A 20,769-nucleotide genomic window follows, 5' to 3' on the forward strand; every position below is an offset into this window, starting at 1 on the left:
GGGTGGGTGGGGGTCATGATGCAGGCCGCGGATGGGGGTGAGGTGTGACAGGCAGGGGGGAGGCGTGGGGTTGACGTGACGGTCGGGGACAACTGGCCCCGGGCGGCGGGTGGTTCGGTCACTTCGGGTGCCGGTGCGGTGAATGTCCGGGCGGGTGTGGCGGGGTGACGGAGGACGAGGTCGGCGGAAGGAGGTGAGGATGACCGAACGGCGGTGCACCTATTGGCCGGAATGCGAAGAGGAGGGGTGCGAGGAGAGGGGGGTCTGGGCGTCGGGCACTTGGCGGGTAGGGGACAATGGAGGCTCTGTCAGGGCGGGTTGCATGAGGGGACGCATGTCGGAGGCGGAGCGGGCGGGGACATCCCGTCAGGACAAGAGCGCACGTCTCCTCGCCGGGCGGTACCGGCTGGGAGGCGTACTCGGCCGCGGCGGCATGGGGACGGTGTGGCGCGCGGAGGACGAGACGCTCGGGCGGACCGTCGCCGTCAAGGAGCTGAGGTTCCCGTCGAGCATCGACGACGAGGAGAAGCGCCGGCTCATCACGCGCACGCTGCGCGAGGCCAAGGCGATCGCGAAGATCCGCAACAACAGCGCGGTGACCGTCTTCGACGTGGTCGACGAGGACGACCGGCCGTGGATCGTCATGGAGCTGGTCGAGGGGCGCTCGCTCGCGGAGGTCATCCGTGAGGACGGCCTGCTGAAGCCCCGGCGCGCGGCCGAGGTCGGGCTCGCGATCCTCGACGTGCTGCGGGCGGCGCACCGCGCGGGCATCCTGCACCGGGACGTGAAGCCGTCGAACGTGCTGATCGCCGAGGACGGCCGGGTCGTGCTCACCGACTTCGGCATCGCGCAGGTCGAGGGCGACCCGTCGATCACCTCGACCGGGATGCTCGTCGGCGCCCCCTCGTACATCGCCCCCGAGCGCGCGCGGGGCCACAAGCCCGGCCCCGCTGCCGACCTCTGGTCGCTGGGCGGCCTGCTGTACGCGGCGGTCGAGGGCGCCCCGCCGTACGACAAGGGCTCGGCGATCGCGACGCTCACGGCGGTGATGACCGAGCCGCTGGAGGAGCCGAAGAACGCGGGCCCCCTCAGGGACGTCATCTACGGGCTGCTCACCAAGGACCCCGTGCGGCGCCTCGACGACGCGGGCGCGCGCAGGCTGCTGGAGCGGGTCGTCTACGCGCCCGAGGCCGAGGAGCCGCCGCCGCTGGACGTGACGCAGGCGGTGCCGATGGTGGCGCCGCCGGAGCAGGCGGACAAGCCGCGGAAGGCCGCCGTCACGGCCGGTGCCCCCGCCGCCGGGCGCACCGAGCCGGCGGTGGGCGGCGGCCCGGCACCGGCGAACGCCCCGGTGGCCGGGCGCAGTTCGGGCTGGCCCGTCATGGAGCCGCCGGACCTGCCCGCGCGGCCGGTGCAGCGGGCGCCGTTGACGGACGTGGTGCCGAAGCGGACGCTGGTGATCATCGCGGTGGTCGTGGTGCTCGCCGTGATCGGCACGGTCCTCGCCGTCACCCTCGGCGGGGACGGCGGCGCCGACGACGCGGGCGCGGAGGGCGGCAAGCAGACCGTCGCGAGCGAGGGCGTCGGCACCAAGGAGGACCAGTCGGGCGGCGCGCGCACGGACGGGTCGGCCGGCCGGTCCGCCGAGCCCGGCGCCTCCGCCCCGGCCGGCGGGACCGCGCCCACCGGCGGCACCGGCACGCAGGTGTCGCCCTCGGCGGACGGCGCGGCGGTGTCGACGCACAAGGGCGGACAGGGGTACACGATCGGGCTGCCCGCCGGGTGGAAGTTCGGCAGGGCCAGCTCCGCGGGTGACCGGTTCACCGGGCCGGACGGGCAGAAGCTGCTCGTCGCCTGGACCAGTACGCCCAAGGGCAACCCCGTCGCGGACTGGACGGCCCAGGAGAAGTCCATGTTGCGCGCGCAGTACCGCAAGATCCGAATAGAGGCGGTGGACTACCGGGGCTGGAACACGGCCGACTGGGAGTTCACCTACACGGAGAGCGGTACCTCGTACCGGACCATCGACAGAGGCTTCGTCGTCAGCGACACGCAGGGGTACGCGCTCATGTACACGGCCAAGGCCGCCGACTGGGACGGTGAGCTGCGGAAGTCCACCTGGACGGCGCTCACGGAGAGTTTCCAGCCCAAGAAGTGAGACGGACGCTTCCGGGCGGTCCGTACGGGGGATGGACCGGGATATATGGCAACCGCTCTTTGCGGGTTGCCTCCGGCACGTATCGTGAGTGCTCGCGGACCGTATGCATCCGGGTCGAGGTGCACAACGGAGCGCGACGCGAACGGAATTGACAGACCGGGCGGCCGGGGGAGGCACGATGGACGACTACGCGGGCCGGGTGCTCGCCGACCGCTACCGGCTGCCGCTGCCGCCGTCCGAGGCGTACGAACTCAGCGAGACCCGGGCCTTCGACACGTACAGCGGTCAGGAGGTTCTCGTCCGGCAGGTGCCGCTGCCCGAGGTCGTCGAGGCGGAGGTCCTCGACGCGGAGGGGCTGCCGGAGGGCTTCACCGCGCGCGAGCGCGCGTACGGCGCCGGCGTGAGCACCCGCAGGCCTGCCGACCCTGTCGTACGGCGCGCCCTCGAAGCCGCGCAGGCCGCCGCGCGGATCCCCGACCATCCCCGGCTCGACCAGGTCTTCGACGTGTTCGCCGAGGGCGGCTCGCTGTGGATAGTGAGCGAACTCGTGGGCGCGCGCCCGCTCGCCGAACTGCTCGCGGACAAGCCGCTCACGCCGTACCGGGCCGCCGAGGTCGCCTCCGACGTGCTGATGGCGCTCCGGGTGCTGCACGCGCACGGCTGGGTGCACCGCAACATCACCGCCCGGACCGTCCTCGTGTGCGACGACGGGCGGATCGTCCTCACCGGCCTCGCGGTCGGCGCGGCCGAGGAGGCGCTGTGCGGGAACGACCCGGTGCCCACCGAGGACGGACCGCTGCCCAGGACCGTCTCCGTGCCGCCCCTCGGGGACGGCGGGACGGACCCCGAGGCCGCGCGGCGGGCCGCGATAGAGGCACGGGCCGCGGGCCGGCTCCCCGGCGGCGCGACCGGCAACGGCGGCACGTTCGGCAACGGCACGGCGGCGACCCCGGCCGGTGAACTCGCCCCGCCCACCGCGCCCTCGGAGACCGGCGGGGACATCCGCGCCGCGCGCGCCGGGGCCATCGCCGCGTACCGCGCGGGCGCGCGGGCGGCGGCCCGGGTCCAGGAGGCCGAGCAGAACGGGAAGGCGCTGGAGAGCGGGCGCACCGCGTTGCCGGGCGCGCGGGGGGAGGGCTCGCACGGGCAGATCGCCGATCCGTACGGGGTGCGCGAGGCGCAGGGCGGCACCGGTTCGTACGGCTCCCGCGAGGGGCAGGGCGGCGCCGGCTCGTACGGTGGGAGCGAGGCGCAGGGGCTCGCCGGACCGTACGGTGCCCGCGAAGCGCAAGGGCTCGCCGGTCCCTACGGCGCCGGTGGGGCGCAGGGTTTCGCCGGTCCGCACGGCACCCGTGAGACCCCGGACGTCGCCAGCCCCTACGGCATACGCGACCCCCGGACCCCTCGCCCCGAGTCAACGCAGGCACCTGTCACTCCCACCCGATGGAGTGACCTCGCGGCGGGAACCCCGCTGCCGCCCTCGGCCGTTGACCAGGCAGACACCGCTCGTCCTGGCCACACCGTCCCGCAGCAGCCGACCCCGACATCCGCCCCGACCACCGCCCTCGCCGCCGAGCGTGCCCGCCAGGCACGGATGGCCGTCGTGGGACCCGTCACCGAGCGCTGGGCCCCCGAGCAGGCCGGACCGGTCCACGAGAACTGGCAGCTGGCCGCGCCCATCGGCCCCGCCACCGACCTGTGGGCGCTCGGCGCGCTGCTCTTCAGGTCGGTCCAGGGACACGCGCCCTACCCGGAGGAGTCGACGGCCGAACTCGTCCAGATGGTGTGCGGTGAGCCCCCGGCGTTCGCCGAGGAGTGCGGGCCGCTCAGGCCGGTCGTGGAGTCGCTGCTGCGCCAGGACCCGACCGAGCGGCCGGACTTCGAGGAGCTGCGCGGCTGGCTGCGGTCGCTGGTGCGGTCGGCGCCCGAGGCGGAGGCCGGGGCGTACGTCGTCACCGCGCCGCCCGCCGACCCGCGACGGCTGCCGATCATCCGCCGCAAGGGCGAGCTGGTGCGCCGGCGCAAGGCCAAGGCGCGGGCCGCCGCGGGAGGCGCGCACGCCCGGCACAAGCGGGGGCGCGCCGAGCCGGAGCGTTCGCCGCGCAGTCTGGGGCGGACACTGCTGGTGATCGTCCTGCTCCTGCTGGCGGGGGCGATCGCGTACGCGGTGTTCTTCATGCCGAAGGCCGGCGAGGAGGGGGCCGCGAGCAGCCCCGGTCCCTCGGCGGGTGCCACCGCGCCCGCCGGGGCGACCGCCTCGCCGCCGCCCGCCAGCAGCGAACCCAGGCCCGACCAGTCGACGCCGGGGGGCGACGAGACGACGGCGGGCACGTCCACGCAGGCCGGGTCCGACGTGGCCGACGGGTTCACGCTGCGCGCGGACGACGCCGGGTTCAAGATCGCCGTGGCCGACGGGTGGGACCGGTCGCCGAAGAACGGGCGCGGACAGGTCGTCTACTCGCACGGGGACTTCGAGCTGATCGTCGTACCCGGGCGGGACACCGCCGCGGCCAACGGGAGTGATCCGATGGCCTATCAGCGGGACAAGGAGAGCGAACTGGAGCCCTACCGGCAGTCCAGTTGGGCGACCGCGTCCGGGCTGAGGAACATCCAGGTCGGGCAGCAGAAGATGGCCGAGGGGCAGTTCACCTGGACGAGTGACGGCGGGCAGGAGTTGTTCGTGCGCAACCGGGCAGTTCTCATCGCGGGGCGGTACCACGTCGTCCAGGTGCGAGGGCCGGAGGCGGAGCGGGACGAGGTGACGCGGCTGTACGAACAGGCCGCCGAGAGCTACCGGTACACCGGCTGAGGTCCGGTTCCCGGAACGCATCCGAAGCGACAACCGTCACAGTGCTGTCTCCATGGGCCCCCTTTGGTTCCACGGACGTCGGCCGGTCTTTACGCTGAGCCTGTCAAGAGCATTGCGGGGCAACGTGAATCAGATGCAGGGCCTGCTCATCGCGGGCCGCTACCGGCTCGTCGACTCCATCGGGAGCGGCGGCATGGGCCGTGTGTGGCGTGCGCACGACGAGCTGCTGCACCGGGCCGTCGCGATCAAGGAGCTGACCGCCGCCCTTTACGTCGCCGAGGCCGACCAGCCCGTCCTGCTCGCCCGGACCCGGGCCGAGGCGCGCGCGGCGGCGCGGATCAACCACTCCGCCGTCGTCACCGTCCACGACGTCCTCGAACACGACGGCCGGCCCTGGATCGTGATGGAACTCGTCGAGGGCCGCTCCCTCGCCGACGCCGTCAAGGCGGACGGCAGGGTCGAGCCCGCCGAGGCCGCGCGGATCGGGATGTGGGTGCTGCGGGCGCTGCGCGCGGCGCACTCCGCGGGCGTGCTGCACCGGGACGTGAAGCCTGGCAACGTTCTCCTCTCCGAGGACGGGCGGGTGCTCCTCACGGACTTCGGCATCGCGCAGATCGAGGGGGACACGACGATCACCCGTACGGGTGAGGTCGTCGGGTCCGTCGACTACCTCGCGCCCGAGCGGGTACGCGGCAACGACCCCGGGCCCTCCTCCGACCTGTGGGCGCTCGGCGCGACGCTGTACACCGCCGTCGAGGGGCGCTCGCCCTTCCGGCGTACGTCCCCGCTGAGCACGATGCAGGCCGTCGTCCAGGAAGAGGCCGCCGATCCGCAGCACGCGGGGGTGCTCGGGCCGGTCATCACCGCGCTGCTGCGCAAGGACCCCGCGACGCGGCCCGGTATCGCCGAGGCCGAACAGATGCTGGCGGAGGTCGCCGAGGGGCGGCGGGCGCATGGGGCTCAGGCGTATGTGCCCACGCAGTACGGGGGCGGTGGGTACGGGGCGTCCGGGCAGGGGTTCGACTCGGGGTCGGGTGCGGGGTTCGGGAGCGGGTCCAACGGGGTCTACGGGACCGGTGGGGCCGGTGGGGCTGCGGGTGGGACGGTCGGTGGGGGGAGCAACGGGACCGGGTTCGGAGCCGCCGGGGGCAGTAACGGGAGCGGGTTCGGGGCTGTCGGTGGCAGCAACGGGAGCGGGTTCGGGGCTGTCGGCGGGAGTGGCGGGTTCGGGTCCGGGGGGCAGGCCGGGGGCGGGGTGCCGTCGTACGGCGGTGGGGCCGAGGTGCACTCCGCCGAGGTGCGCTCCGCCGAGGTGCGCTCCGCCGGGGTCGTCACCGGGGGCGGTGCCGGGCAGGCGCCGCCCAAGCGGCGGCGGTTGCGGACGCTCGCGCTCGTCGTCGTGCTCGCCGCGCTCGTCGGTGGGGGGACCGCCGTCGCCTTCCAGCGGTGGGACGAGGGGCGGCAGAGCGGGGGTTCGCCCTCCGCCGGGGCCTCGCCGAGTCCGTCCGCCGTCGAGGGGACCGTGCCCGACTCCTGGGTCGAGGTGAACGATCCGCTCGGGTTCGGGCTGTCCCTGCCCAAGGGGTGGAACCGGCAGGTCTTCCAGGACGACGGGGACCTCAAGCAGATCGACTACACGCCGGACAACGGCAAGCACTTCGTCCGCATCGCCATGGACATCTCGCCCGACTACGCCGATCCCCACGCCCACCAGATCGACCTGGAGAAGCAGCTCCAGCGGCTCGTCGACTACCGGCGCGTCAAGCTGGAGGAGAACCTGTACCGGGACCGCAAGGGGTCCGAGTGGGAGTACACGTGGACGGCGCTCGCCAAGGACACGAAGTTCCCGGGGTCCCGGCGGGCGGTCGAGGAGACGTACGTCGCGCATGACGGGACGGAGTACGCGATCTACATGTCGTCGCCGGTGGAGGACTGGGCCACCGCGGCCAAGCAGTTCACGTCCGTGTTGAAGAGCTGGCGGGAAGCGGATCGGTCGGGGAGCTGAGGGCCGGGGGCGCGGGGCGCTTCGGCCGGTTTGTTGCCTTCCCTCCGGCCTCGCATCCCGCTCGCGTTGATAATCCGGTGCTTCGCACGGTAGTCATGGGGGCATGAGCGACGACCGGGGTGCCGGGGATGATGGGGACGGGCTGATAGTGGGTGGGCGGTATCGCCTTCTCGGGGGAACGGGGGGTGCGGGGGCGGGAGTTGTCCGGCGGGCCTGGGATGTGGAGGCTGGGCGGGAGGTCGCCGTCAAGGCGCCTCGGGTGCCGGGGGTGCCGGGGGGCGAGGAGTTCCGGCGGGCCGCTCATCGGCTTTATCAGGAGGCTCGGGCGGCGGCTCGGGTGGAGCATCCCGGGGCTGTCGTCATCCATGACGTTGTGGTGGAGGGGGAGGATCAACTTCCCTGGGTGGTCATGGAGTCGGTCGAGGGGGAGTCGCTCGCCGAGGCTTTGGAGCGGGGGCCTCTGGGGGTTGTCGAGGCCGCTCGGGTGGGGGGTGTCGTGCTGGGGGCCCTGCGGGCCGCGCACGCCGTGGGGATCGTGCATCGGGACGTACGGCCCGAACATGTGCTGCTGGGGGTGGACGGGCGGGTCGTGGTGACCGACTTCGGGATCGCTCATGGGTACGAAGACGGGGGCCCCGTACGGGAGTTGGAGTTCGCGGCGCCGGAGCGGGCCGCCGGGGGGCATGCGGGGGCCGAGTCGGACCTGTGGTCGCTCGGGGTGTTGTTGTACGCCGCCGTCGAAGGGGTGTCGCCGTTCCGGCGGGGCACGGCCGAGGAGACGCTCGCGGCGGTGCTCGCCGGGGAGGTGCCCGAGCCGGTGCGGGCCGGTCAACTGGGGGTGCTGCTCTCGGGGTTGCTCGTGAAGGAGCCGGGGGAGCGGATGGGGGCCGGTGAGGTGGAGGAGGTGTTGAGGGCGGTCTCCGGAAGCGGTGCCGAGGGCTCCGCGCAAGGGGATGTCGTACCTGAGGGGGACGCGCGAGAGGGGCGCGCTCGGGGTGTCGTACCTGAGGGGGACGCGCCGAAGGACCGTACCCGAGTCGTACCCGAGAGTGAGGCTGCCCGAGTCGTCGTACCCGAGGACCAGAGCGAGTACGGCGTCCAGGAGCCGGCGCGGCGGCGCCCCTTCCCGCTCAGCCTCTTTTTCGGGTGACCCGGCGGCAACCCCCTGATCAGCACCTTCCTTGCCAGTGAACGCTGGCACGGTGTGCGGGTGCGGTGAATCCGCGTTACCGGCGGGTACCCAAAGGCGTGGCGGCGGCATACCCTGCGCGTCATGACCGACTCGCAGGCTCGAAGCAGCGCCCCGCACGGCACGAACCCCGTCGCCCCGGCCCCCGCCGGAGTGCGCACCGCGGCGGACGTGGTCACCCCCGAACTGGTCGCCCAGCTCACGAAGGGCGTCGTGGGCTCGGGGCGCACGGCCAACCACACGCCGTTCACCGGGGAGAAGCTCGCCGACCTGCCGGAGTCGACGCCCGAGGACGTGGCGCTCGCCTTCGAGCGGGCCCGCGCCGCGCAGGACGTCTGGGCTCGGACGCCGGTCAGGGAGCGGGCGGCGGTGCTGCTGCGCTTCCACGACCTGCTCCTGGAGCGCCAGGCCGAGGTCCTCGACCTGGTCCAGCTGGAGACCGGCAAGGCCAGGCTGCACGCGCACGAGGAGGTCCAGGCCGTCGCGGTCGCCGCCCGGCACTACGGCCGCAAGGGACCGTCGTACCTGAGGGCCAGGGGCCATACGGGCGCCGTCCCGAGCCTCACCAAGGTCACCGAACTGCGTCATCCCCGAGGGGTGGTCGGGCAGATAGCCCCCTGGAACTACCCCCTCGAACTCTCCGTCGGCGACGCGATCCCCGCGTTCGTCGCGGGCAACGCCGTCGTCATGAAGCCCGACACCGGGACCTGCCTCACCGCCCTGTGGGCACGCGACCTGCTGATCGAAGCGGGGCTGCCCGCCGAGGTGTTCCAGGTCGTGCTCGGCGACGGTCCGGTCATCGGGCCGGAGATCGTCCGGCACGCCGACTACGTCTCCTTCACCGGCTCCACCCGCGTCGGCCGCGAGGTCGCGCAGGGCGCCGCCGCCCGGCTGGTCGGGGTGTCGCTCGAACTCGGCGGCAAGAACGCCATGCTGGTGCTCCAGGACGCGGACATCGAGAAGGCCGCCGCCGGCGCCGTCCGGGCCTGTTTCTCCTCCGCCGGTCAACTCTGCGTGTCCATCGAGCGGTTGTACGTCCACGAGTCGATAGCCGACGTCTTCCTCGACCGGTTCGCCGCCCGCACGCGCGCCATGCGGCTCGGCAACTCCCTCGCCTACGGTGCCGAGATGGGCTCGCTCGTCGGGCAGCGGCAGCTCGACACCGTGACCCGGCACGTGGAGGAGGCCGTCGCCAAGGGGGCCACCGTCGTCACCGGCGGCGTGCCCCGGCCCGACATCGGGCCCTACTTCTACGAGCCGACCATCCTCGACGGCGTCGAGGCGCCGATGGCCGTGTGCGGGGAGGAGACGTTCGGGCCGGTCGTCGCGATCTACCGGTTCACGGACGAGGACCAGGCCGTCGCGCTCGCCAACTCCACGTCGTACGGCCTCAATTCGTCCGTCTGGACCAAGGACGGGCGGCGTGGGCGGGCCGTCGCCGCGCGGCTGCGGACCGGGACCGTCAACGTCAACGAGGGGTACGCGTCCGCGTACGGCAGCGTCCAGTCGCCAATGGGCGGCATGAAGGACTCCGGGCTCGGCAGGCGGCACGGGTCCGAGGGGATCCTCAAGTACACCGAGGCCCAAACGGTCGCGCACCAGCGGCTGTTGCCGATGGCGCCCGCGCTCGGCATGGACGACGAGAAGTACGCGCGGTTCATGAGCCGGAGCCTCCGGGCGATGAAAGCGTTCCGGTTCCGGTAGGAGGGGACAGCGTGTCAGAGACATCCCAAGGCACCCACGACTACGACGTGCTGGTCGTCGGCTCCGGCTTCGGCGGGTCGGTGACCGCGCTGCGCCTCACCGAAAAGGGCTACCGGGTAGGCGTGTTGGAGGCCGGACGCCGGTTCGGCCGCGATCTGCTGCCCAAGAACTCCTGGGACCTGAGGAACTACCTCTGGGCACCCCGGCTCGGCTTCTACGGCATCCAGCGCATCCATCTCCTGGGCAACGTCATGGTGTTGGCCGGCGCCGGGGTCGGCGGCGGGTCCCTCAACTACGCCAACACCCTCTACGTACCGCCCAAGGCGTTCTTCGAGGACCCCCAGTGGAAGGAGATCACCGACTGGGAAGAGGAGTTGACGCCCTACTACGACCAGGCCCGGCGGATGCTCGGCGTGCGGCTGAACCCGACCCTCACCCCCTCCGACGTCCACCTCAAGGCCGCCGCGCAGCGCATGGGCGTCGGTGACACCTTCCACATGGCGCCGGTCGGCGTCTACTTCGGGGACGGCGAGGACGCGGACGGGCAGGGGCCGACGGCCCAGCCGGGTGAGGAAGTCGCCGACCCGTACTTCGGCGGCGCCGGGCCCAAGCGGCGTGCCTGCACCGAGTGCGGGGAGTGCATGACCGGCTGCCGGCACGGCGCGAAGAACACCCTCAACGAGAACTACCTGTACCTCGCCGAGAAGGCCGGGGCCACGGTGCACGCGATGACCACCGTCGTCTCCGTCACCGACGACTCGCGCGGCGGGTACGCGGTCGCGACGCTGCCCACCGACAACCGGCGCAAGGGCAAAGGGCGGATCTTCACCGCCCGCCGGGTCGTCCTCGCGGCGGGCACGTACGGCACGCAGACGCTGCTGCACCGGATGAAGGCGGGCGGTCAACTCCCTTACCTGTCCGAGCGGTTGGGAGAGCTGACCCGCACCAACTCCGAGGCGCTCGTGGGGGCGCAGGCCGACGAACGGCGCTATCGGAAGGCCACTGGGCGCAGCCCCGACTTCACGCGCGGGGTCGCCATCACGTCGTCCGTGCACCCCGACGCCAACACGCACATCGAACCCGTGCGGTACGGCAAGGGGTCCAACGCGATGGGCGGCCTGTCGATTCTCCAAGTCCCTTACGCCGAAGGGTCGTCGAGGGTCGCCGGGTGGCTCGCGCACGTCGCCCGGCACCCGATGCTGCTGCTGCGGTCCCTGTCCAACCGGAAGTGGTCCGAGCGGACCATCATCGGGCTCGTCATGCAGTCGCTGGACAACTCGCTCACGACGTACCTGAAGCCGTCCGGTGCGGGCAAAGGGCTGCTGACGGCCCGTCAGGGACACGGCACGCCCAACCCCCAGCAGATCAAGGCCGCTTCGGAAGCGGCGTCCGCGCTCGCCGCCGACATCAACGGGTTCGCCGGGTCCAACGTCGGTGAGCTGATGGGGACTCCGCTCACCGCGCACTTCCTCGGCGGGTGCCCCATCGGGGACTCCCGGGAGAGCGGCGTCATCGACCCCTACCACCGGCTGTACGGCCACCCCGGGATCTCCGTCGTCGACGGCGCCGCCGTCTCCGCGAACCTCGGCGTGAACCCCTCCCTGACGATCACCGCGCAGGCCGAACGGGCCATGGCGTACTGGCCGAACAAGGGCGAGCCCGACACGCGGCCCGCGCAGGGGGAGGCGTACGAGCGTCTCGCCGCCGTCGAGCCGAAGTCACCGGCGGTGCCCGAAGAGGCGTTCGGGGCACTGAAGCTGCCGTTCCTCGGGATGCCGGTCGTACCCCCGAAGGGGGACTGAAAGCACGGAAGGACCTGCGCCCCCCTCCGAGCGCAGGTCCCTCCGTCGTCCTCAGGTACTACGCGTGGCTGCCGTCCGTCTTGCGGCGGCGGACGATGAAGATCGCGCCCGCACCGGCGACGACGGCCGCGCCGCCGACGAGGCCGATCATCGGGAGCGCGGAGGAGGAACCGGTCTCCGCGAGGCTCCCGGTGACCTCGACGTCGTTCAGGTTGACCGGCTTGGCGCCGCCCGTCTGGGGCTTGGCGTTGCCCGGCTTACCGGGCTTCGAACCGGCGGCGAGGATCTCGAAGATGTAGTTCTCGGCGTTCGGGTCGTTGCCCACCCAGCAGCTCTTGGCGTCCGAGTAGGTCGCCAGACCGATGGCGATGCCGATGGAGTCGGGCGTCTTGCCCGCGACCGAGAGCCGCAGCTTGTACGACGTGGACTTGCCCGCGTCGAGCGTGAGCGTGCTGAAGATCGTCGCGTCGCCGTAGCCGTCCTCCAGCGTGATCCACTTGCCCGAGGAGGGCTGGAAGACCTGGAGGGTGAGGCTGCTGGAGTAGTCCTCTTCGAAGTCCTCGGACCCCGCGCCGACCAGGATGAACGGCTTGATGTTCTTGATCGTGTCCTTGCCGTCGTTGGCGAGGTCGAAGGTGAAGTTGTGCCAGCCGCTGCCCGCGACGATCTTCTCCGGCAGGTTGGACAGACCGGTGCTCAGGCTCTCGCTGAGCGGGAGCTCGCTCTCGTCGGAGAGGGTCTCGCAGTAGTCGACGTCCGCCGGGGCCGACGGCGAGGAGCTGACCGAGGTGCTCGCGGACGGCGTACCGGTCGGCGTGCTGGACGCGCTGCTCGACGACGAGGTGCTCGGCGACGCGGAGCCCTTGTCGGCGTCACCCTTCTCGCCGCCGGTCGTGTCGTCGGCCGACGGGGACGCCGACTCGGTCTCGGGCGCCGACTCGCTGGCCGACGCGGAAGCCGAGGCCGACGGAGACGGGGACGTGCCCTCCTCCGCGAACGCGGACGGCGCGGACATCAGGGCCAGCGGGGACAGTGCGGCGGTCGCGGCGGCCACGGCTATGGCACGGCGGAGCTTCATGAGAAGACCTCTGGGTGTCAGGCACGGCGCGCCCGGTTGGCGTGACGTGTCGGCGGGAGACCTTCCGCGTTGGGGGCGCGGGTGTGGCCCGTGTTACGCGAGGTTTGATCCGCGAGCCGTGGGAAAGGTTGTACGGATTCTCACGCCATTCTTATGTGTTCCACATCACGTGTTCTCGGTGTGGGGCGCATCACGTTCTACGCTCTGCTGCCGCAGAAGCCTGCGTGAGGACCGAGGGGGATGGCCGCCGTGCCCGAGATATCCGACGACGACTGGGACAAGTTCCTGCGCGAGACCGTGGAGGACACGGAGAAGACTCCGGACGACGCACCGAAGGAGCCGTCCGCGCGCGCCCGCATGGTGACCGCGCGCCTGCGCGAGCAGGAGGCGCGGGGCGAACTCCCCGAGGGCTGGCGCACCGGCCCGGCCTGGCAGGACACCGAGGTGCGGGCACGCAAACGGCGCCGCCTGTGGACGTTCGTCGGCGTCCCCGTCGCCGCCGCGCTGGCCTTCGTCGCGATGAAGCCGTCGGTCATCCCGGGCGACCCCTTCGGTACGGGGTCGAACGGCACCGACGTCGCCGCGACCCCCCTCCCGCCCGAGACGGCGGCCCCCAGCGGCGCCCCCGGAGCCGTCGACCCGGACGCCCCCACGCAGGCCCGCCCCTTCGCGGGCTCCCCGGCGCTCCAGTGGGCCGACGGCGCCGCCGGCATCGTCGCGCCGCCCGCGACTGCGGTGAAGGGGTTCACGAAAGCGCAGGTCAAGGACGTGCTGGCGAAGACGCGCACGCTCCTGATCGACACCAACCTCGACCCGGCGACGTTGCGAGGCGGGCGCCCGGACGCCGCGTCGAAGATCGTCGACCCGCTCCAGAAGGACGTACACAAACTCTTCGGCGCGGCCCTGAGCAAGCCCGGCAAGGACGACGACGATCCGCTGCTGATGGCCAGCCGGTTCGACCCGGCCGAGGTGCGGATCGCCGGGAGCGTCGTGAAGACGCGCGGGCGGATGACCTTCGCCGGGGACAAGGACGGGTCGGTCGTCGTCCACGCCGACTACACCTTCGTCTATCCCGTCGTCCGCGCGAGCACGCCGGCCGACGACAAGGACGCGGAGGCCACGAGGACCGTCGTCCGCCGCGTCCTGGAGGTCCAACTCTCCGACCCCGCGCGCTACCAGGTGACCCCGGGGACCGTCTTCGTCTCCCGCTACCAGATGGAGAGCGGCAACTCGTCGTGCGACGTGTACGACGGCTGGTTCCACCCCGAGTTCCGCGACGACCGCTCGTCCGGGCCGGAGCCCTCGGGTCCCGAGGCGGACCCGTACGACCGGAGCAAGGAGATGTCGACGCAGGCACCGGCCGAGGACGAGCCGTGCGGAACGGTCTCGCGCATCTGACCGCGTAGCGTCGGGCAAGAGCGAAGGGCCCCGCGGGACGGAGCCGCGGGGCCCTTCTTTCGTCAGCACCGGCGTCAGGGCAGCGCCGGTGCCTCCCGGGAACGGCGCCGGGGGGTGCGCCGCTGTGGGTGGTACGTGGGCCGGCCCGTCACCTGCCGTACGCCAATGGTCTGGACCTCTGGCAGTAGACGTTCCGGCGTTCCCGCCTTGCCGTGCACGGCGAGCGGGGTTTCGTGGGGGGACGTGAAGCTGTACGCATCGTGCTGGATGAACGCGGTCGCCGCAACCGTTTGACCCGGACCTCATAGATTTTTGCAGTTTCCGCCGGTCGGCCCCGAGCGTCCCCGGGGCCGGCCGTTTCTCTGGGATGACCGGGCCGCTGTCCCCTGCCGTCCGGTCATCTCGCTGGAGCGAGGTCCCACGACGTACGGCACGATCCGTACGTCTCATCGCTCCGACGAGCCACGCGTGGTTCTTCCGGGCCCGCGCCTGGCTGGCACGGACACCGGTACCAACGACGGACACCGGGAGCGGTCACGCGCCGTACGAGTGAGGGAGGGCCCGAACTCATCTGCGAGACACGGCCGATGCTCAGATACGACCCCGGCACAGCTCCAGCAACGTCATCGCCAGCGTCGTACCCGGCTTGCCCAGCGCCTCGCTGTAGTGGCCGATGACCTCCATCTCGCGGGAGAGGTTCACGCGCCGGCCGCCGGAGGTGATGCGCGCGTCCTGGATGACGGCGGAGACGGCGGCACGCTCCTGGATGAGGCCGATGATGCGGTCGTCGAGGGCGTCGATGCGCTCGCGGGCGCCGGTGATGACGTCGGCGGCGCCGGGGGTCTTCGCGCCGGTGAGGTCGAGGGAGGTCATGCGGGGCTCCTTGGGATTCGGTGAGCCCCGGATCGAACAGGTCCCGGAGGAGAAACGACAGGCGCCCCGGGCCTTGTCGGCCCGGGGCGCCTGGGAAGTCGCTCGGCTCTACGCGCGAGCACGACCATGGCAGCCGGCGGGCCGGGTGCCATAGGTAAAGAACGTCGTGGGCGTGAGCATGCGGCCAGTATGCCACGGCCTCCCTCCCCACCGGCCCCCCTCCGGCAGCCCCGGTAGAATCGGCCCCACACACCCCGCCCCTCCGCCGGAAGGCCCCCGTGTCATCAGCGACCCCAGCCGCCCCCGACACCGTCCTGGTCGTCGACTTCGGCGCGCAGTACGCCCAGCTCATCGCCCGTAGGGTCCGCGAGGCGCGGGTCTACAGCGAGATCGTGCCGAGCACCATGCCGGCCGCGGAGATGCTCGCGAAGAACCCGGCGGCGATCATCCTCTCCGGCGGCCCCTCGTCCGTGTACGAGGAGGGCGCCCCCCGCATCGACAAGGCGCTCTTCGAGGCCGGTGTCCCCGTCTTCGGCATGTGCTACGGCTTCCAGCTGATGGCGCAGGCCCTCGGCGGCACGGTCGACAACACGGGCGCGCGCGAGTACGGCCGTACCGACCTGCACGTCTCGAAGGTGTCGTCCACCCTCTTCGAGGGCACCCCGGCCGAGCAGGCCGTGTGGATGTCCCACGGCGACGCCTGCTCGGCGGCGCCCGAGGGCTTCGCGGTGACCGCGTCCACCGACGTCGTCCCCGTCGCCGCCTTCGAGGACGACGAGAAGCGGCTGTACGGCGTCCAGTACCACCCCGAGGTCATGCACTCCACGCACGGCCAGCAGGTCCTGGAGCACTTCCTGTACCGGGGCGCCGGGCTCAAGCCGGACTGGACCACTGGCAACGTCATCGAGGAGCAGGTCGCGGCGATCCGCGAGCAGGTCGGCGACAAGCGCGCCATCTGCGGGCTCTCCGGCGGCGTCGACTCGGCGGTCGCCGCGGCGCTCGTCGCCCGCGCCATCGGGGACCAGCTGACCTGCGTGTACGTCGACCACGGCCTGATGCGCAAGGGCGAGACCGAGCAGGTCGAGAAGGACTTCGTGGCCGCGACCGGCGTCAAGCTGGTCGTCGTCGACGCTCAGGAGCGGTTCCTCAACGCGCTCGCCGGGGTCTCCGACCCCGAGGAGAAGCGGAAGATCATCGGGCGCGAGTTCATCCGCGTCTTCGAGCAGGCGCAGGCCGAGATCATCGCGGACGCGGGTCCGGCGGTCGAGTTCCTCGTACAGGGCACGCTCTACCCGGACGTCGTCGAGTCCGGCGGCGGCACCGGCACCGCCAACATCAAGTCGCACCACAACGTCGGCGGCCTCCCCGAGGACCTGGAGTTCCAGCTCATCGAGCCGCTGCGCAAGCTGTTCAAGGACGAAGTCCGCATGGTCGGCCAGGAGTTGGGCCTCCCCGAGGAGATCGTCCAGCGCCAGCCCTTCCCCGGCCCCGGCCTCGGCATCCGCATCGTCGGCGCGGTCACCAAGGAGCGCCTCGACCTGCTGCGCGAGGCCGACGCGATCGCCCGCGAGGAGCTGACGGCGGCCGGCCTCGACCGCGAGATCTGGCAGTGCCCGGTGGTCCTCCTCGCGGACGTCCGCTCGGTGGGCGTCCAGGGCGACGGCCGCACCTACGGCCACCCGATCGTGCTGCGCCCGGTCTCCTCCGAGGACGCGATGACGGCGGACTGGTCGCGGCTGCCGTACGAGGTGCTGGCGCGGATCTCGACACGGATCACGAACGAGGTGCGGGACGTCAACAGGGTGGTGCTGGACGTCACTTCGAAGCCCCCGGGCACGATCGAGTGGGAGTAGTCACCTGCGTTTGATCGTACGTAGGGGCTTGCCGGGCTCCCAGAGTTCGACGACCAGGTAGGTCTCGTCCTCCACAGACGTCCTCGTGACGTCGGTGAGTTCGACGCGGAAGAGGTGGAACGGCTCCGGCGGTTCCACCTCTTTCACGTACGACGCCTTCAGCGCGCCGTCCCCGACTTCCAGCGCCCGCCCGGAGATCCGTACGTCACCGCCCCCGAGGCTCGTCCCCTCCCCGGGGTTCGCCTGGAGCGCGAACCTCGGGTCCCGCCGCAGATCACGTGCCTTGAGGGAGCCGGTCATCATGCCGAGCCACAACTCGCCGTCGTGGAAGCGGACTTCGATGCCGCTGGTGCGTGGCGAACCGTCCTTGCGGAGCGTCGCGAGGACATGGTGCGTGTGCTGCGCGAACCGTGCCTCGACGGTCGCGGCGAGGGCGGGTTCGGCGGTGCGGAAAGCGGTCCAGTTCGTGGTCATGTCGTGAGTGTCCCGGCGTATCCCGACAACCCCTGTCGCCTTTCCCGCGCGGCCCTGCCTTTTTCCGCTGACCGGCGGTAACTTCCGGGCCTGTAGCGCAGTCCATCGCTGGAGGACCGATGCCCGGGCCCACGCCGCCTTCCCCGCTGCCCACCGACCGGCTCCGGTTCGCCCTGCCGCCGACGCACGAGTCGCCCGAGGACGAGCGGCGGTACCGCAAGGAACGGCTCGCCGGGGCCGTACGGATCTTCGGGCGGCTCGGGTTCGAGGACGGGGTGTCGGGGCACATCACCGCGCGGGACCCGGAGTTCGGCGACTGTTTCTGGGTGAACCCGTTCGGGATGCCGTTCCGGCACGTGACGGTGAGCGATCTGGTGCTGGCGAACTCCGAGGGGCAGGTCGTGGAGGGGAGCTACCACGTCAACCAGGCCGCGTTCACCGTGCACGCGCAGGTGCACGCGGCGCGGCCGGACGTCGTCGCCGTCGCGCACTGCCACTCCGTGTACGGGAGGGCGCTCGCGGCGCTCGGGGAGCTGCTCGACCCGATCACGCAGGAGAGCTGCGCCTTCTTCGAGGATCACGCGCTGTACGACACGTACACCGGGGTGACCGTCGACGCGGACGAAGGGCGGCGCATCGCCTCGGCGTTGGGGTCACGGAAGGCCCTTGTCCTGCGCAACCACGGGCTGTTGACCGTCGGGGACTCCGTGGACGCCGCCGCCTGGTGGTTCCTGTCCATGGAACGGTCGAGCCAGGTACAGCTGACCGCGAAGGCCGCCGGGCGTCCCGTGCTGATCGAACGGCGCCAAGCGGTCACCACGCGCGAGCAGTTGGGCGGAGACCTGGTCGCGTGGATCAACTACCAGCCACTGTGGCAGGACATCAGCCGCAGCGAACCGGACCTGCTGAGCTAACTCCCGAACCCCCTCAGCACCACGGCCTTCGTCCGCGTGAACTCCTCGTCCGTGAGCACCCCGGCGCGGTGCAGTTCCCCCAACTCCCGCAGGCGGCGCAGGAGTACGTCGTGGTGGTCCGCCGAAGGCGGGGGCAGGGCCGGGAAGTTCTCGCGCGCCGGGTGGGTCGACGGGTGCGGGAGGCGGGCCGTGACGGCCGTCGCGACCAGGGCGGTGAGCAGGTCGCGGCGGGTGTTGCCCCACAGGTCCAGCGTGTACGGGTCTTTCTCCGGCGGGAGTTTCGAGAACACCGTGTCCCGGGTGACGAACCGCAGAAAGCCGTCGTCGTAACCGGAGTTGGGCATCCACTCGACCCGGACGACGTCCCCGACGCCGATCACGCGCGGCCCCGTCGCCCGCTTCACCCGGTCCGAGGTGTCCGTCCAGTCGATGCGGATACGGGTGCCGTCGAAGGAGACCGTGCCGTCCGAGGAGCGGACCGAGACCGGGACCGGCGGGCCGGGGAGGAGGTAGCCGGCTGTCGGGTCCTTCGGGATCTGCTCCAGGAGCAGCGCGTTGCGGATCTCCTCGGCGACGAACTCGGCGGTCCCGGCGCTGTCCGGGTCCACCAACAGGCGGTAGGGGTCGGCGGGTTCGGGGAGCCGGCCGCCGGTCGCCTGGAGGAGCGGGTCGGCGCCCTCGCGCAGGCGGACCCGTAACCGGCCGCGTCTGCGCTCCGGTTCGTAGAAGACACCGGCGACCGCTTCCAGGGGGAGCGCGACCTCGCCGTACGTCTGGCGGAACAGGGGGACGCTGCGGTGCAGACCGGGGGTGATCCTGACCGTCGTACCGTCGAAGGCCCAGGTCCCGTCGCGCTGGATGATCTCGGCCATAGGGGAATTGTCCCAGGGAGGTCAACAGGGGGTGGGGGAAGGCGGGTTGGGACCGGGCGGGGCGCTTCGTGGATGTTCGGTGATCGGTTCCGTCCGGTGCCTGGTCGGATCAGCGCGCGACGATCCCGATAGGGCACAATTCGCTCTCGGCACACGGGAGTTGTCGGGGGGCGTCACAGCTCCCGCCCGTCCTCTGTCCGAGTTCTCTGTCCAGGCGCTTTGCCTGGGGTTTCTTTCTGGTCGCGGGAAGGCGGTCGTCGGACGTGGCGGTGCGGCAAGCTGGGCAGGGGGCCGGTGTCGACGCCGGGGGCGTCCACACGGGCGGATGCACGTGCGGAGGGTGTCCGCACGGGGCCCGGGAAGGGCACCGGCGGGCCGTCGCGGCGTTCCTCGTGCAGCGGGACTCCTTCGCGGCCGGCAAGGGGGTGCCGGCGGCCGTCGCGCACTCGGCGTTCGCCTCCCGGCAGTGGGTGTCCGAGGAGCTGACCCAGTCCGCCGGGGACGTCGCCGAGCGGGGGCGGGCCGAGGGGGAGGCGTGGCTCGCCGGGTTGTGGCGGTGGACCGTCGTCTCCGTGTGGGCGGGCGTGCTCGTGCTGCTGCTCGTGCAGGCGCTCACGGCGATCGGGGCGGGGTGGAGCAGCGCGCGGACGGCCGGTCTGCTCGCGGCGGTCGTCGTGGGGGGTGCGGTGAGCGCCGCCGCCTGGTTCCACCGGGGTCGCGGCGGGGCCCTCGCGCCGGTCGTCGGGGAGGACAACCGGCTCTCCACCTCCCGTGTGGTCGCCGGGAGTTGGGTGCTGGTCGTGGCGTACTCGGTGCTCGTGCTGGTGGGAGAGCTGGCCGCCGCGTCCGGGTCCGCCGAGCGGGACGCGTTGATCGACGGGCTCGATCTCGCGCGGGGTGCGGGGGTGGTGACCGTCCTCGCCGTCGTGTGCGCGATCGCCGTACTGGTCAGGCGAGTTGTGGGCGTGCGGGTGCTGGCGCAGCGGGTGCAGAAGGTGCGGGCGCACCGGCCGCGGGCCGCCGATCTGCTGACCGACGACTCCGGGCGCGGGGCGTTCGCCGATATCCAGTACGTCGTGATCAGCGGGGTCGCCCTCGTGTTCACCTGCGTGCGGCTCGCCCGGCGGCCCGATCAACTGCCCGACCTGCCCTGGGGGTTGGCGCTGGTCGTGCTCGTGTCGGCGGGGACCTATCTCGCCGGGAAGTACGCCGAGGGCGGGCGGCCGGTGATCCTGTCCGTCGTGCGGTCCCGGGAGGCCGGGGATCTCGACGGGCCCATCCGTGCCGGGGACGACATCGAGATCCGGGGCGCCGGGTTCGTACCGCCCGGGGCGCAGAGCGCCGATCGGCTCGCCCGGATGGTCGTACGCGTCGGGGCCGTGCATGTGCACGTGCCGCTGGTGCCGGTCGTCGGGGGGTTCAGCAATCCGACCGACGCCGTGCTGACCGTGCCGGTGCCCGCCGAGGTGGAGCCGGGGCGGGTGGAGGTGCAGGTCGTGACCGCCGCCGGGGTGGAGACCGGGCGGTACGCGATCGACGTGGCCGAATAGCGCCCGCTGTCGCTTTGCTGTCAGTCACGGCGGACGGTGAGCCGGGGGCACCCCGCGTCCGTATCGTCTGGTGAGGGGTTCACGGTGTGG

At 72.1% G+C, this 20,769-nt stretch carries 14 protein-coding genes; 10 read left to right on the forward strand and 4 right to left on the reverse strand.

The window, feature by feature from the left end:
• Positions 1-334 precede the first annotated feature (334 nt).
• From ACQCO7_RS26200 to ACQCO7_RS26225, 6 genes are all read left to right on the forward strand, one after another.
• Positions 335-2,158, forward strand: coding sequence for a serine/threonine-protein kinase (locus tag ACQCO7_RS26200; RefSeq protein WP_464074094.1), 1,824 nt, complete (start codon positions 335-337; stop codon positions 2,156-2,158).
• Positions 2,159-2,336: 178 nt separating this feature from the next.
• A complete protein-coding gene (locus ACQCO7_RS26205; RefSeq protein WP_464074095.1) occupies positions 2,337-4,967 on the forward strand; it encodes a protein kinase in 2,631 nt (876 codons plus the stop codon).
• Positions 4,968-5,100: 133 nt separating this feature from the next.
• Positions 5,101-6,972, forward strand: coding sequence for a serine/threonine-protein kinase (locus ACQCO7_RS26210; RefSeq protein ID WP_464074096.1), 1,872 nt, complete (start codon positions 5,101-5,103; stop codon positions 6,970-6,972).
• 103 nt (positions 6,973-7,075) lie between these two features.
• Positions 7,076-8,122: a serine/threonine-protein kinase gene (locus tag ACQCO7_RS26215; protein WP_464074097.1), complete on the forward strand. Its 1,047-nt coding sequence runs from the start codon at positions 7,076-7,078 to the stop codon at positions 8,120-8,122.
• Between the two features lie 123 nt (positions 8,123-8,245).
• Positions 8,246-9,865, forward strand: coding sequence for a succinic semialdehyde dehydrogenase (locus tag ACQCO7_RS26220; protein ID WP_464074098.1), 1,620 nt, complete (start codon positions 8,246-8,248; stop codon positions 9,863-9,865).
• 11 nt (positions 9,866-9,876) lie between these two features.
• The gene (locus ACQCO7_RS26225; RefSeq protein ID WP_464074099.1) at positions 9,877-11,667 is read left to right on the forward strand and encodes a GMC family oxidoreductase N-terminal domain-containing protein; all 1,791 of its coding nucleotides are present in this window, start codon (positions 9,877-9,879) and stop codon (positions 11,665-11,667) included.
• Between the two features lie 58 nt (positions 11,668-11,725).
• Here the strand turns inward: ACQCO7_RS26225 and ACQCO7_RS26230 are convergent, their stop codons facing one another.
• On the reverse strand, positions 11,726-12,745 hold the full coding sequence (locus ACQCO7_RS26230) for an LAETG motif-containing sortase-dependent surface protein (protein WP_464074100.1): 1,020 nt from the start codon (positions 12,743-12,745) through the stop codon (positions 11,726-11,728).
• Positions 12,746-12,985: 240 nt separating this feature from the next.
• Between ACQCO7_RS26230 and ACQCO7_RS26235 the strand changes: the two genes are divergently transcribed.
• On the forward strand, positions 12,986-14,143 hold the full coding sequence (locus tag ACQCO7_RS26235; RefSeq protein WP_464074101.1) for a hypothetical protein: 1,158 nt from the start codon (positions 12,986-12,988) through the stop codon (positions 14,141-14,143).
• 591 nt (positions 14,144-14,734) lie between these two features.
• On the opposite strand, the gene ACQCO7_RS26240 is transcribed toward ACQCO7_RS26235, so the two are convergent.
• Positions 14,735-15,016 carry a chorismate mutase gene (locus tag ACQCO7_RS26240; RefSeq protein WP_050373056.1) on the reverse strand — a complete coding sequence of 94 codons (282 nt, stop codon included), beginning with the start codon at positions 15,014-15,016 and terminating at the stop codon, positions 14,735-14,737.
• A gap of 278 nt (positions 15,017-15,294) precedes the next feature.
• On the opposite strand from ACQCO7_RS26240, the gene guaA reads away from it, so the two are divergent.
• Positions 15,295-16,869, forward strand: a complete 1,575-nt coding sequence (gene guaA, locus ACQCO7_RS26245) for a glutamine-hydrolyzing GMP synthase (RefSeq protein ID WP_464074102.1) — start codon at positions 15,295-15,297, stop codon at positions 16,867-16,869.
• Here the strand turns inward: guaA and ACQCO7_RS26250 are convergent, their stop codons facing one another.
• Complete coding sequence (locus ACQCO7_RS26250) at positions 16,870-17,343, reverse strand: pyridoxamine 5'-phosphate oxidase family protein (RefSeq protein ID WP_464074103.1); 474 nt, start codon at positions 17,341-17,343, stop codon at positions 16,870-16,872.
• A 119-nt stretch (positions 17,344-17,462) separates the two neighbouring features.
• Between ACQCO7_RS26250 and ACQCO7_RS26255 the strand changes: the two genes are divergently transcribed.
• Positions 17,463-18,257 carry a class II aldolase/adducin family protein gene (locus tag ACQCO7_RS26255; protein WP_464074104.1) on the forward strand — a complete coding sequence of 265 codons (795 nt, stop codon included), beginning with the start codon at positions 17,463-17,465 and terminating at the stop codon, positions 18,255-18,257.
• Here the strand turns inward: ACQCO7_RS26255 and ACQCO7_RS26260 are convergent.
• The gene (locus ACQCO7_RS26260; RefSeq protein ID WP_464074105.1) at positions 18,254-19,129 is read right to left on the reverse strand and encodes a DUF4429 domain-containing protein; all 876 of its coding nucleotides are present in this window, start codon (positions 19,127-19,129) and stop codon (positions 18,254-18,256) included. The two genes, ACQCO7_RS26255 and ACQCO7_RS26260, sit on opposite strands and share 4 nt — an antisense overlap.
• A gap of 263 nt (positions 19,130-19,392) precedes the next feature.
• Here ACQCO7_RS26260 and ACQCO7_RS26265 point away from each other — a divergent pair, with 263 nt between their 5' ends.
• Entirely contained in the window at positions 19,393-20,679 is a 1,287-nt protein-coding gene (locus tag ACQCO7_RS26265; protein WP_464074106.1) for a hypothetical protein, read from the forward strand.
• Positions 20,680-20,769: the final 90 nt, after the last annotated feature.

Source organism: Streptomyces saintjeani (assembly GCF_055409605.1).

Bases quoted from the DNA above. Each gene is read 5' to 3' on its own strand.
- ACQCO7_RS26230 (WP_464074100.1), bottom strand. From the start codon at position 12,745: ATGAAGCTCCGCCGTGCCATAGCCGTGGCCGCCGCGACCGCCGCACTG.
- ACQCO7_RS26250 (WP_464074103.1), bottom strand. From the start codon at position 17,343: ATGACCACGAACTGGACCGCTTTCCGCACCGCCGAACCCGCCCTCGCC.
- ACQCO7_RS26210 (WP_464074096.1), top strand. From the start codon at position 5,101: ATGCAGGGCCTGCTCATCGCGGGCCGCTACCGGCTCGTCGACTCCATC.
- ACQCO7_RS26215 (WP_464074097.1), top strand. From the start codon at position 7,076: ATGAGCGACGACCGGGGTGCCGGGGATGATGGGGACGGGCTGATAGTG.
- ACQCO7_RS26205 (WP_464074095.1), top strand. From the start codon at position 2,337: ATGGACGACTACGCGGGCCGGGTGCTCGCCGACCGCTACCGGCTGCCG.
- ACQCO7_RS26255 (WP_464074104.1), top strand. From the start codon at position 17,463: ATGCCCGGGCCCACGCCGCCTTCCCCGCTGCCCACCGACCGGCTCCGG.
- ACQCO7_RS26200 (WP_464074094.1), top strand. From the start codon at position 335: ATGTCGGAGGCGGAGCGGGCGGGGACATCCCGTCAGGACAAGAGCGCA.
- ACQCO7_RS26260 (WP_464074105.1), bottom strand. From the start codon at position 19,129: ATGGCCGAGATCATCCAGCGCGACGGGACCTGGGCCTTCGACGGTACG.
- ACQCO7_RS26220 (WP_464074098.1), top strand. From the start codon at position 8,246: ATGACCGACTCGCAGGCTCGAAGCAGCGCCCCGCACGGCACGAACCCC.
- ACQCO7_RS26240 (WP_050373056.1), bottom strand. From the start codon at position 15,016: ATGACCTCCCTCGACCTCACCGGCGCGAAGACCCCCGGCGCCGCCGAC.
- ACQCO7_RS26235 (WP_464074101.1), top strand. From the start codon at position 12,986: ATGGCCGCCGTGCCCGAGATATCCGACGACGACTGGGACAAGTTCCTG.